This is a genomic window from Paraburkholderia sp. A1RI_3L, assembly GCF_048957895.1.
Classification (GTDB): domain Bacteria; phylum Pseudomonadota; class Gammaproteobacteria; order Burkholderiales; family Burkholderiaceae; genus Paraburkholderia; species Paraburkholderia kururiensis.
On the sequence record NZ_JARCHA010000010.1, the window covers coordinates 14,446 to 27,075 of the forward strand.

Consider the following 12,630-nt stretch of genomic DNA (forward strand, 5'->3'; position numbering starts at 1 on the left):
ATGGCAGCGCGATGGCGGGTGTTACGGAGCATTCGCGCCGCCCGAAAAGGTTCGTAGCTTTTTTGACAATGGCCGGTCATAGGCTGAGGTTCGCCGCCTGGCCGCCCGCCTGCCCGGCTTCCATCAACGCCTGCTGCGCGCGCGCGATCACCTCCGGCCAGTCGCCGGGCCGCGTCTGACGGAAGAGCCGCGCCGTCGGGTACCACGGGCTGTCTTCGCGTTCGAGCAGCCACCGCCAATCCGGCGAGCGCGGCAACAGAATCCACACGGGCCGGCCCACGGCACCGGCCACGTGGGCGACGGACGTATCCACGGTCACCACCACGTCGAGCGCTTCGACGAGCGCAGCCGTATCGGCGAAGTCCGCCAGCGCGTCGCCGAAGTTCACGATGCCGCTCGCCGCCAGTGCCTCGCCGTCGCGCTCGCGCACCTGGGGCTGAAGGCACACGAAGGTGGCATCGAGCGCGAGCAGCGGACGCAGCGCATCGAACGGCAGCGACCGGTTCTCGTCGTTGTTGTGCCGCGGATTGCCCGACCACGCGAGGCCCACCTTCAGACGCTGCGGCTTCCCGGTGACCGCGAGCGCTTCCACGCGCTGTGCCCACGCCGCGCGCCGCTGCGCATCGGCACGCAGATACGGCGTGGCGGCGGGCACCGTGCCGAGCGTGGTGCGAAACGCGAGCGGCAGGCTCATCAGCGGACACTGCAGATCGAACGCAGGCATCGCGTCGTCTTCGGTAACGATGCGGCTCACGCCGGGCAGCGAACCCAGCAGGCTCGCCAGCGCCTTCGGCACTTCGAGCAGCACCGTCGCGCCTTTCTCTGCGACGAGCGGCGCGTAGCGGCAGAACTGCAGCGTGTCGCCGTAGCCCTGCTCCGCATGCAGCAGCACGGTCTTGCCCGCGACGGGCTCCACGCCGAGCCACAGCGGACGGTCGGCGTGGCGTCGGTGCAGCAGCACGTCCGTGGCGTGCCAGCGCGACTCGTGCTGCTGCCAGCCGGCTTCGAAGTCGCCCATCAAGAGACGGCAATACGCTTGCGAACGACGCGCCGCGCCGTGATGCGGATCACGTTCGCAGGCCACCTCGTATTGCTTCAGCGCCGCTTCGTGCTCGCCCAGTTGCTGCAGGGCGACGGCTTTCGTGTAGAGCGCCTGGGCCGTATCGGCGGGCGCTTGCGCGGCTTCGGCGTGGCTCGCCATCGCTTCGTCGTAGCGGCCGAGCTGTTGAAGCGTGACAGCGCGGTTGTAGAGCAACTCGGGATGCGGCCCGGCCACGGCATGCGCGCGCTCGTAGTAGCCGAGCGCTTCTTCATAACGGCCCAGCGCGCGCAACGCCGCCGCGCAATTGCGCAATGCGTCGACGTGTTGCGGCGCGCGCCGCACTGCCTCGCCATAGGCCTGTGCCGCCTCGGCATGGCGATCCAGACCCAGCAGCGCATTGCCGCGGCCCACCCACGCCTGCGCGTTGTCGCGGTTGCGTGCGAGCAGACGGTCGCAGCGTCGCAGTAGCTCGTCGCGCGCGTGCAGCAGATCGAGCGCGACGCAGCTTGCGTAGAGCAACGGTTCGTCGTCCGGGGCGAGCTTCAGCCCTTCGTCGAGCATGGCGATGGCCTCGGACGCGCGGCCCATCTCAGTGAGCACAACGCCCGCCGCATGCATGAGTGCCGGCGTCTTCCCGCACACGACGATAGCGAGCTGGTAGTGATAAAGCGCCTCGTCGCGGCGGCCCAGTTCGCGCAACACGTGGCCGCGTTCCAGATGCGTAGCCGGATCGTTGGGATCGATCTTCAGCGCGCGGTCGAGGCTGATGAGCGCGTCGGCGGGCCGGCCGATGCCGCGCAACGCGGCGCCGCGCCGGCACCAGGCTGCGGGCTGGATGGGCGCGCGTTGCAGCGATACGTCGTAGGCCGCAATCGCTTCCTCGAACCGTTCGAGCCCGAGCAGCGCGTCGCCGCGCGCGGCATTGCATGGCGCGTGCGTGGGGTCGATCTTCAACGCGGCGTCGATCACGGCGAGCGCTTCGCGATGACGCCCCACGCCGACGAGCGCCGCGGCGTGATTCGCGAAGTTCCACGGCTGGCGCAGGCCGAAGCGCATGGAACGCGCGATCAGCGGCTCGGCGCGCGCCGCATCGCCCTGGCGCAGACAGACGAGCCCGAGCAGATGCAGTGCCTCGACGTTGTCCGGCGCCATGGCGAGCACGCCTTCGTAGAGACGCCGCGCGCTCGCGAGGTCGTTCTTTTCGAGCCGCGCGCGGGCGTTGCGCAGCGCGTCCTGAAGCGCGGCGCGTATCGCCTGCTGGTTCGTGGAGAAGCCTGAGTCGGGCGCGAGCTGGAACGTGGCGTCGCGCTGTTGCGTCTGCGGGCCTGTCATGGCGTGCCTCCTCCGTTCACGAGATCCGGCAAGGCCGCCTGCACGGCCTCCACCACGGGCGCCCATTTGCCCGCCTCGGCCTGCCGGAAGAGCCGCGCGTTCGGATACCAGGGGTTGTCGTCGCGATCGAGCAGCCAGCGGAAGTCCGGCGTGTGCGGCAGCAGCACCGCGAGCGGGCGGCCCAGCGCGCCGGCCAGGTGCGCCACGGACGTATCCACGCTCACCACGTAGTCCATCAGTTGCGTGAGCGCAGCCGTGTCCGCGAAATCGGCGAGTTGATCGCCGACGTGGCGGATCGCGCTCGCGGCAAGCGTCGGCTTGTCTTCGTCGCGCACCACCTTTTGCAGGCTCACCCATTCGAATGCGTCGCTCAGCATCGGCAGCAGTTCCGCGAGCGCCATCGACCGGTTGCGGTCGTTCAGATGCAGCGGATTGCCTGACCACACGAGGCCCACGCGCGGCCGCTGCGGCGGCCCGAGCCGCGTTTTCCACAGTTCGACACGCTCGGTTTCGGCACGCAGGTAGGGCACGTTCGCGGGAATCGTCGCGAGGTCGGTGCGGAATTCGAGCGGCAGGCTCAGCAGCGGGCAATGCAGATCGAACGGCGGCAGCGGGCCGCCGCGCACGACGATGGTGTCCACGCCGTCGAGGCTCGCCAGCAGCCCCTTCAGTTCGATGGGCACTTCGAGCACGACCTTCGCGCCCAGCGCCTTCACGAGCGGCGCGTAGCGGCAGAACTGCAACGTGTCGCCGAGTCCCTGTTCCGCGTAGAGCAGAATCGTGCGGCCTTCCAGCGGCATGCCGTGCGTCCAGCGCGGCTGCACGAAATCGCGCCGGCTGCCGTCGAGCTGCGTGTCGCGCCAGCGCCATTCGTACTCGCGCCAGCCGGCCTCGAAGTCGCCGATGGCCAGGCACAGGAAGCCGCGCATGCAGTGCGCCTCGGCGTAGTCGGGGTCGATCGCGATGGCGTTGACGTACGCCTCGTTCGCCTCGTCGTGGCGACGCAGCGAACGCAGCGCGTTGCCGCGATGAAAGTGCGCGATCTTGTGGGCCGGGTCGATCGACACCACGCGGTCGAAGTCTTCGAGCGCGTCCTCGTAGCGGTGCGTTTCCAGCCCCACCCGGCCGCGCGTGAACCACGCATGCGCGTAGTCGGGTTCGAGTGCGAGCGCGCGGTCGCAGGCGTCTCTCGCGTCACCGTAGCGGTTGATGCGCATGAGCGCGCTCGCGTAGTTGCAGAGCACGCCCACGCTCTGCGGCTCCAGTTCGAGCGAGCGCTGATAGTTCGCCGCCGCCTCGCCGTTGCGGCCCACGCTGCACGCCGCGTTGCCGCGGTTGGCGAGGGCCTTCGCGTGATCGGGCTGCATGGCGAGCACGCGGTCGCATCGGTCGATGGCTTCTTCGTGGCGTTCCAGTTGTTCGAGGGCCACCGAGCTGTTGTAGATCGCATCGACAAAACCGGGGTTTGCCGCAATGGCCGCATTGAAGTCCGCGAGCGCGTTCTCCGGTTCGCCGAGATCGAGGAACGACACGCCGCGCAGAAACATCGCTTCGACGTTGCCGGGCATCACGGCGAGCGCGTGCCCGTAGCTCTCGGCCGCTTCGCGAAAGCGGCCCAGCGCGCGCAGCACGAGACCGCGTTCGCGCGAGGCGTCGAACGAGCGGCCCACGATGGCGAGCGCGCGATTGCAGCCCGCGAGCGCCTCGTCGAGCCGGCCCAATGCACGCAGCGTTGCGCTGCGTTTCACGAAGCCGTCGGCGAAAGCGGGGCTCAACTCCAGCAGACGGTCGTACGATGCGAGCGCTTCATCGTAGCGACCCAACTGCGCGAGCAGACCCGCGCGCTGAAACAGCGACCGTTGATGCGCGGGATGAATGGCCAGCGCTTCGTCGAGGCGCGTCAACGCTTCCTGCTCGCGGCCCAGCCCCACGAGCACCGCGGCGTAATTCGCGAGCGCAAGCGGAACCGGCTGGCGCGCGATGGAACGCCGCATCAGGTCTTCGGCCTCGTTTAACTGGCCTTGCTGAAAACGCAGCGCGCCGAGCAGATGCAGCGCTTCCGGATGATCGGGCGCAAGCGCGAGCAGATCGCCATAGGCGCTCGCGGCCTGGTCGAGCGCACCCTCGTGATGCGCCTTGCGGGCCCGCAGCAGCAATTGATCGAGCTTTGCGGCGTCGGGCCTGCGAGTGTGCGGTGAACTGGCCAGCATCGCGAGCGTCGTCCCTTCCCCGTTCGATGTCATTGTGTGGCCCCTGTTATCCCCTGTCGGTGCTGCGGTTTCCCATCTGTTTCCCTCTACCGCGCTTTGCTGTGACGGCTCGACCGGTTCAGGCGCGCTCGCCATCCGCGAAAGCCTGCGCGGTCTTTTCCACGAGCGCGGCCTTGACCGCGTCGATCACGCTCGCCCATTGCCCCGGCGCCGGCTGACGAAAGAGCCGTGCGCCCGGATACCAGGGGCTGTCGTCGCGGGCACGCATCCAGCGCCACTCGGGCGGCTCGGGCAGCAGCACCCAGAGCGGCCGGCCCAGCGCACCGGCCAGATGTGCCACGGCGCTATCTACGGAGATCACGAGATCGAGCGATGCCATGAGCGCCGCCGTGTCGGCGAAGTCGCCGAGTTCGTCGTCGAAGCGCAGCACCGGCGCGTGCGCAAGCAACGCCTCGTCGCGCTCGCGAACCGCTCTTTGCAGGCTCACCCATTCGATGTCGAGTTCAAGCCACGGAGCGAACTGCGCGAAGTCGATGGAGCGGTTGTGGTCGTTCTTGTGCTCGGAATTGCCAGCCCAGGCGAGGCCCACGCGCAGGCGTTTTTCAGCGCGGGCGCCCAGCAAGTTCGCCCATTGCTCGACGCGCTGCGCGTCGGCGCGCAGATACGGCGTGTGCCGCGGAATCGTTTCGAGCGTCGTGTTGAACGCGTGCGGCAGACTCAACAGCGGACACTGGTAATCGAATCCGGGCAGCAGTTCGCCTCGCGCGACCACCTGCGCCGGCCCCTCCAGCGAGGCCATCAACGCCTTCAGCGCCGGCTGCACTTCGAGCACCACGCGTGCACCGCGCGCCGCCAGCAAGGGCGCGTAGCGGCAGAACTGCAACGTGTCGCCGAAGCCTTGCTCCGCATGAACGAGGATCGTCTTGCCCTCGAGCGGTTCGTCGCCACGCCACAGCGGCTGCGCGAACGGACGGTAGTGGTGCGCGAGCAGCGCATCGCGCAGGCGCCATTCGTATTCGGCCCAGCCGCGCGCGAAGTCGCCTTCGATCAGATACAGCGACGCGCGCGCGAAATGGGCATCCACGTAGTCCGCATTCAATTCGATGGCGCGGCCGTAGGCGGCCAGTGCCTCGTCGGGCTGGTTTGTCTCGTAGTACAGGTTGCCGCGGTTGAACCAGTTCGTCGCATGGTCGGGCCGCAGCGCCATGGCGTGGTCGAGCGAGGCCATGGCTTCGTCGTAGCGGTGCAGGTCTTGCAACACACTGCTACGGTTGCTCCAGGCCTCGCCGAACCGGCTATCCACCGCGAGCACCGCGTCATAGCTTTGCAGCGCTTCCTCATAGCGCCGCAGATAACGCAATGCCGTGCCGCGATTGCACTGGAATTCGACGGCCTCCGGACGCAGGCGCAATGCGGCGTCGTAGCTGGCGAGCGCTTCGTCGTAACGCCGCAGTTGCAGCAACGCGTTGCCGCGGCACGCGTGCGCCTGCGCATTGCCGGGTTCGAGCGCGAGCACGCGTTCGCAGCGGGCAATGGCTTCGTCCGGACGGTTCAGACGTTCGAGCGCCACCGCGCTGTTGTAGAGGGCGTCCACGAGGCCGGGCTGGATCGCGATGGCCTCGTTGAAGGCCGCGAGCGCCTCGCCGAGGCGCCCGAGATCCACGAGCGTCTGGCCGCGCGCCGAGAGCATCACCGCAAGGCCAGGACGAATGGCGATGGCGCGATCGAACGCGTGCAGCGCATCGGCGGGACGTTGCAGGTCGCGCAGCACGAGTCCGCGGTTGAACCACGATTCGAACGAGCGCGGGTCCACCATGAGTGCGCGGTCGTAGGTGTCCACGGCCTCGGCATGGCGGCCCAGCGCGCGCAGGGCGCTGCCGCGGTTGCAAAGCGCGTCGAGCGTGAGCGGCGAGACTTCGAGCGCGCGGTCGAACGCCGCGAGCGCGAGTTCGTAGCGCCGCTGGCCGAGCAGCGTGTTGCCCTTGCGCACGAGCGTCTGAACGTCGCCGGGGTCGGCGCGCAGAGCGGCGTCGAACTGGTCGAACGCTTCGGCAGCGCGTCCGGTGTCGGCGAGGATCGCGCCGAGGTCCGAGTGCGCGCGTGTGGCCGTGGCCGTGCCCGTGCCCGTGTCGGCGCGGAGCGCAATCGCGCGGCGAATCAGCGACTCGGCTTCGGCCACCGCGCCGCGCTGGTACTGCAGCACGCCGTACAGATGCAACGCTTCGGCGTTCCCGGCATTGCTCGCGAGCACGGCTTCGTATTCGCGCGCTGCGTCGTCGAACCGGCCCGCTGCGTGCCAGTCGCGTGCACGGGCGAGGCTCGCCGCGCTGCGCGGTGCCGTGGCCGCATTGACCACCGCTGCGCCCGCTCCAGCGTCTTGCGGGTGTTCGACCTCCATGTTCGCCCCCTCGTCGTGTCACGCGTCGCGTTGCTGCCGCACCATCGGGAACGGCGTGTCGCCCGCCCGTTTCCAGCGGCAGACTAGCGGACGAGCAATAACAGGCGTGTGACGAAAGTTACGGACCATTTTGCCGGCCGGCAGCGTGGCGGCAGATGCAGTCGATCATTGATGCGCCGTGCATCATTGACGCGGGGGTTTAGCTGTTTCTACAGCCAGTCATCCGCCATTGCAGATGCACGATGAGCCGGGCGCTTACTGCCCGATCGGGATCATCCGCAGATATTCGACGGGCGGCGAACCGAGCGTCACGGAAAACTGCACGCCGCGCGGCAACGGCATGCCGCGTGAGGTGATGTTGCTGACGCCGTGCTGCGCAAGAAACTCGGCGTAGGTCTTTTCCACCACTGCCTGACTCGTCGTCCATCCCGCAGGCGCGACCCACACCGCCAGCTTCATCGACCGTGCGTCGTCGCTCACCACGACACGCGCGAAGTCGTCCATGTGGTGAAGCGCGTCGGCGAGTGCGGCTAGCGACGCGAGCGGCGCCGAGGCGCTGCGTATCAGTTGCCGGCCCTTCAGCTGATAGCGCACCACCTGCACGAACGTCGGGCCGCCGCCCACGCCCAGGTGACGCACGAGCACGAGTTCGCCAGGGCGCATGCGCAGCGGCGGGCCGAACACTTCGTCGGGCGTGACGAGGTTCATGAGGTCGTATTGCAGTTGCGAGAAGTAGCGGCCGAGCAGCCGCGTGCTGCCGAGATTGGCCGCGATGTCGTCGCGGCCGCGGATGGTCGCGTCGAGGCCGCGCCACGAGAGCAGCGCGATCACGGCGAGCAGCGCGATGGCGACCAGCATCTCGATTAGCGTGAAGCCGCGCGCGCGGCGTCGGGGTTTTGAGGTATGCGGCACAGTCGTCGCGATCGTGGCACGCGCGGTTCTCATCGGCGTTGCGCTAGCGCGCCTCGTTCTGCACGACGGTGACGACTTCGGCCAGCACGTTCGCGCTCGCGGCCGATGCATAGACGCTCACCGTCACCTGTCGCACGAGCGGGCTGCCGAGCGTCGTCACGGTCTGCCGGCACACGAACGCATAGCGCCCCTGCGGGCACGCGAAGGTGGTACGCCCAGGCGGTGGCCAGGCGGCCGCGATGCGGATCGCGCTCAACGCGTTGTCGGCACTCCAGAGCGCGAGCAGGTGGCCGCGGGCGCTGTCGGTGTCCGCGGCGAGCGCGCCGATGGCACGCGTCACCGCGCCCAGCGCCACAGCCACGATGGCGAGCGCGATCAGCACCTCGATCAGGGTGAAGCCGGTAGCCGCAGTGCGCGGCGGATGGTTCGCCGGAGGGCTCTGCAAAACGCGTGACGCATGGCACGCAGCGCGCGCGGCGTGCGCAACGCGAGGCGCTTTTTTCTTCCCGTCTGTACTGACGCCGCCCGTTTTCGCGTCAGCCTGTTCCGGTGCATGCACGTTCATGAGGTCTCCCCGCGCGGCCCGACGGCGAGACCTTAAACAGAACGTGTGGCACAACCGTGTCCGATGCTACGGACCATTTCGTGCAGGGTTTCTGGACCCGAGCCTGGGCTTAGGCCTGAGCTTAGACCCGGACCTGGAACGCCTACGCCAGCGGCTGCGTCGTCAGGGCGCGCGTGAGGCCATGCATGGGGCGGCGCATCGCCACGTCGAACGGATTGGTTTGCGGGCCGATCTGCTCGGCCTGACGCTTGAGCAGTTCGACGACCGTGGGCAACCGGTCATCGGTCAAACGCGCGGCCAGCGTACCAACGCTTAACGCCGCGACCGCGCAGCCGTTGCGGTCGAAGATGGGCACCGCTACGCCCGCCATGCCTTCGAGCACGCCGGTATTGCGGCCCGCGTAACCCAGCTTGCGCACGCGTTCGATCTCCGTGCGCAGATACACCTCGTCGAGCACGCCATAGGCACGCAGGCGCGGCACGTTGAAGCGGATGATCTCCTCGCGCTCCGCCTCGGGCTGGAACGCGAGAATCGCGAGGCTGCCCTGGCCCACGCCCAGCGCCACACGTCCGCCAATGTCTCCGGTAAACGAGCGGATGGGAAACGGCCCTTCGCACATGTCGAGACAGACGGCGTCGAAGCTGCTCCGCACGAGCAGGAAGATGGTGTCGCCGAGGCTTGCGCACAGCCGCAGCAACGCGGGCCGGCACAGCGTACGCATGCCGCTCGGGTTGCTCGCCTGCGCCGCGAGGGCAAAAAAGTCCACGCTCAGCCGATACCGCTTCGTGCTTTCGTCCTGCTCGACCACGCCCTCGGCAATCAGCCCTTGCAGCAGGCGATGGACCGTCGCCTGGGTCAGCCCCACGGCTTTCGCGAGCGTGGTCACGCGGCTGCCTTCCGCCTGGCTCTCGCCCAGCGCCCGGATCACCGCGAATGCGCGCTGCAATACGCCGGCGCTTTTTGCTTCGTCTGCCTGCATTCCATTTTTCCTTTCTGTTGCCGCCACATTGCGCTTGATATTCCACTCTGCGGAATACCTGCTGGCGCGGGCAGAGAGCGGTGCATCTCGCCAGGAATCGATTCACAGACGTGCATCCGTGCAGTCATACGAATGCCCCTAGGGGTTTCCCGGAGATCACTGGCCGGAATCTCAACTCGCGAGTCAGCATTGTCTGTTCCGTTGAATGGAATATATGCCAAATTTCTCTCGCCGAATGGAATTCAAAATTGACGGCGGGAAATTTGGCTGGCTACAGTCGCCCCAACGCAATGCAAACTGGTTCAGCGGGTGCGAGCGCACCCATGCATTCACTGCACTGGAAGGCGAGACCATGTCGTTCCTCACCCTGACCGATGTTTCGAAATCGTTCGGCGACCTGCACGCGGTCGCCGGCATCAACCTCGCGGTGGAACAAGGCGAGTTCGTCTCGCTGCTCGGCCCCTCGGGCTGCGGCAAGACCACCACGTTGCAGATGATTGCCGGCTTCGTGGAAGCCACGCGCGGGCGCATCACGCTGGACGGCCGCGACATCACGCACACGCCGCCGAACAAGCGCGGCCTCGGCATCGTGTTCCAGAGCTACGCGCTCTTTCCGCACATGAGCGTGGAAGAGAACGTGAGCTTCGGCCTCGAGATGCGCGGCGTAGCCAGGGCCGAGCGCAAGGAACGCATTCGCGAAGCGCTCTCGCTCGTGCGGCTCGACGCGTACGCGCACCGCTTTCCGCGCGAGCTTTCGGGCGGTCAGCGCCAGCGCGTCGCGATTGCGCGCGCCATCGTGATCGCGCCGCCCGTGCTGCTGCTGGACGAACCGATGTCGAACCTCGACGCCAAGCTGCGCGAAGACATGCAGTTCGAGCTGCGCGCCATCCAGCGCAAGATCGGCACAACCACGCTGATGGTCACGCACGACCAGTCCGAAGCGCTTTCGATCAGCGACCGCGTGGTGGTGATGGAGAACGGCCGCATCACCCAGGTGGATACGCCCTATCGCGCCTATGAACGCCCCGAGAACGACTTCGTCTCGCAGTTCATCGGCAAGGCCAACATGCTGGCGGGGCGCGTGGTGGCGCGCGAAGGCGACACGATACGCGTGGACCTCGGCAACGATCTGGCGGAAACGGGATCGACGGCGCAGTTGCCCGAGCGCGGCCGTGCCGTGGGCGTAGGCGACGCCATCACGCTCTGCATCCGCCCCGAAAAGCTGCGGCTGTGCGCAACGGGCTCGGGCCGTCTTGCGGGCCGCGTGACGAGCCGCTTCTTCCTCGGCAGCCAATGGCTCTACCGGCTCGACAGCCGCGCGGGCGAAATGCTCGTGTGCTGCCAGAACGAAGGCAAGGAGCCGCTCGCCGAAGGCGACCAGGTGGGCATCGACTGGCACAGCGACGCTATCCGCTTCATCCAGCGGGAGAGCGCCCGTGTCTAGCACGCTGCCGGCTTCCCGGCCGACCCAGGAGCCCGCCGGCCAGCCCGCACCGCGCGCCAACGTGCGCGCCGGCTGGCACGCGTTCGTGCCGCTCTGGCTCATGAGCGCGCCGGCACTGCTGCTGTTCGCCGCGCTTGTGCTCGTGCCGCTCGCCATGACCTTCGCGCTCACGTTCTATCGCTTCGATCCGTCCGTCGGCCCGATTGCCGCGTTCGATCTGCACAACTACGGGGAAGTGCTCGGCTCGTCGTACTTCCACACGATCTTTCTGCGCACCTTCGGCATCGCGGCGCTCACCACACTGCTGTGCGTCGTGATCGGTACGCCCGAGGCCTACATCCTGTCGCGCATGCGCGACCCCTGGCGCTCGGTCTTCCTGCTCGTGATCCTCGCGCCGCTGCTGGTTTCCGTGGTGGTGCGCGCGTTCGGCTGGAGCATGCTGCTCAACACAAACGGCATCGTGAACCAGTTCTTCGGGCTCTTCGGCGCGGGGCCGTTCAAGCTCGAATACACGACCTTCGCCATCGTCATCGCGCTCGTGCACGTCATGCTGCCGTTCATGGTGATTCCGGTCTGGACCGCGCTGCAGCGGCTCGACCCGCAAACGGAAAACGCCGCGCTCTCGCTGATGGCGTCGCCCGCCACGACGCTACGCCGCATCGTGTTGCCGCAACTGATGCCGGGCATTCTCTCGGGCAGCCTCATGGTGTTCGGGCTCTCCGCCAGCGCGTTCGCGATTCCGGGCCTGCTGGGCGGCCGTCGACTCAAGGTGGCGGCCACCGCCGTCTACGACCAGTTTCTGAGTTCGATGAACTGGCCGCTCGGCGCGACGATCGCCGTGCTGCTGCTGGTCGCCAATCTCGTGGTCATGCTCACCTACTACCGCGTGCTCGAACGCCGCTACGCCCGCAGCATGGGCTGAGGCCGCGCGTTGCCAGGACACACATCATGCGCAAAAACGGACCGCTCGCCCTTACGTTCCACAGCCTCGTCATTCTGTTCGTGCTGGCGCCGCTCGTCATCGTGGTGCTGGTGGCCTTCACGCCCGACGAAACGCTGACGCTGCCGACGCACGGGCTCTCGCTGCGCTGGTTCCGCGCCATTCTCGACTACCCGGATTTCATTACCGCGTTCTTCAACAGCATCAAGCTCGCCTTCGCGTCGGCCACGCTTTCGCTCGTCATCGCGCTGCCTGCGGGGCTCGCCATCGGCCGTGCGCGTTTTCCGGGGCGCAGCTTCCTGAACGCGCTGCTGCTTTCGCCGCTCGTGATTCCTGGGCTCGTGCTCGGCATTGCGCTGCTGCGTTTCTTCGCGTTGATTGGCGCGACCGGTTCGTTCGCGTGGCTGATTCTCGCGCACATGATCGTCATCACGCCGTTCGTGATGCGGCTCGTGCTGGCGTCGGTGAGCGGCCTCGACCGCAGCATCGAACACGCGGCCTCCTCGCTCGGCGCGAACGCCTGGACCACGTTTCGCCGCATCACGTTGCCCATGATCGTGCCCGGCATCACCGGCGGCTGGCTGCTCGCGTTCATCAACAGCTTCGACGAACTAACGATGTCGATCTTCGTGACGTCGCCGCAAACCGTCACGCTGCCCGTGCGCATGTACATGTACGCGACGGAATCCATCGACCCGATGATGGCCTCCGTTTCCGCGCTCGTGATCGGCATCACGGCGGGCGCGATGCTGCTGCTCGACCGCGTCTACGGGCTCAACCGCATCCTGATCGGGCAGCACTGAACGCC

Annotated in this window: 9 protein-coding genes; 3 read left to right on the plus strand and 6 right to left on the minus strand. The window is 67.6% G+C overall.

Annotation, left to right across the window (positions count from 1 at the left end; translation table 11 throughout):
- Positions 1 to 76: 76 nt before the first annotated feature.
- The 6 genes from PXJ20_RS23800 to PXJ20_RS23825 form a co-directional block, all read right to left on the minus strand.
- Positions 77 to 2,374, minus strand: a complete 2,298-nt coding sequence (locus tag PXJ20_RS23800) for a tetratricopeptide repeat protein (protein WP_421031898.1) — start codon at positions 2,372 to 2,374, stop codon at positions 77 to 79.
- Complete coding sequence (locus PXJ20_RS23805) at positions 2,371 to 4,617, minus strand: tetratricopeptide repeat protein (protein ID WP_421031897.1); 2,247 nt, start codon at positions 4,615 to 4,617, stop codon at positions 2,371 to 2,373. The genes PXJ20_RS23800 and PXJ20_RS23805 overlap by 4 nt, the downstream gene beginning before the upstream one ends.
- 85 nt (positions 4,618 to 4,702) lie before the next feature.
- Entirely contained in the window at positions 4,703 to 6,982 is a 2,280-nt protein-coding gene (locus PXJ20_RS23810) for a tetratricopeptide repeat protein (protein ID WP_413215314.1), read from the minus strand.
- Positions 6,983 to 7,237: 255 nt separating this feature from the next.
- Positions 7,238 to 7,927 (minus strand): PulJ/GspJ family protein, encoded by a 690-nt coding sequence (locus tag PXJ20_RS23815; RefSeq protein ID WP_421031896.1) that lies wholly within the window; start codon positions 7,925 to 7,927, stop codon positions 7,238 to 7,240.
- Positions 7,928 to 7,937: 10 nt separating this feature from the next.
- On the minus strand, positions 7,938 to 8,339 hold the full coding sequence (gene gspI / locus PXJ20_RS23820; RefSeq protein WP_421031895.1) for a type II secretion system minor pseudopilin GspI: 402 nt from the start codon (positions 8,337 to 8,339) through the stop codon (positions 7,938 to 7,940).
- A gap of 262 nt (positions 8,340 to 8,601) precedes the next feature.
- Complete coding sequence (locus PXJ20_RS23825; protein ID WP_413215316.1) at positions 8,602 to 9,438, minus strand: IclR family transcriptional regulator; 837 nt, start codon at positions 9,436 to 9,438, stop codon at positions 8,602 to 8,604.
- 352 nt (positions 9,439 to 9,790) lie between these two features.
- Here PXJ20_RS23825 and PXJ20_RS23830 point away from each other — a divergent pair, with 352 nt between their 5' ends.
- Genes PXJ20_RS23830 through PXJ20_RS23840 form a run of 3 tightly spaced genes read left to right on the plus strand, consistent with a single transcriptional unit; the run spans position 9,791 to position 12,625 of the window.
- Positions 9,791 to 10,882: an ABC transporter ATP-binding protein gene (locus PXJ20_RS23830; RefSeq protein WP_421031894.1), complete on the plus strand. Its 1,092-nt coding sequence runs from the start codon at positions 9,791 to 9,793 to the stop codon at positions 10,880 to 10,882.
- The gene (locus PXJ20_RS23835) at positions 10,875 to 11,804 is read left to right on the plus strand and encodes an ABC transporter permease (protein ID WP_421031893.1); all 930 of its coding nucleotides are present in this window, start codon (positions 10,875 to 10,877) and stop codon (positions 11,802 to 11,804) included. Before PXJ20_RS23830 ends, PXJ20_RS23835 begins: the two co-directional genes overlap by 8 nt.
- Before the next feature lie 26 nt (positions 11,805 to 11,830).
- Complete coding sequence (locus tag PXJ20_RS23840) at positions 11,831 to 12,625, plus strand: ABC transporter permease (protein WP_017775078.1); 795 nt, start codon at positions 11,831 to 11,833, stop codon at positions 12,623 to 12,625.
- Positions 12,626 to 12,630 lie beyond the last annotated feature (5 nt).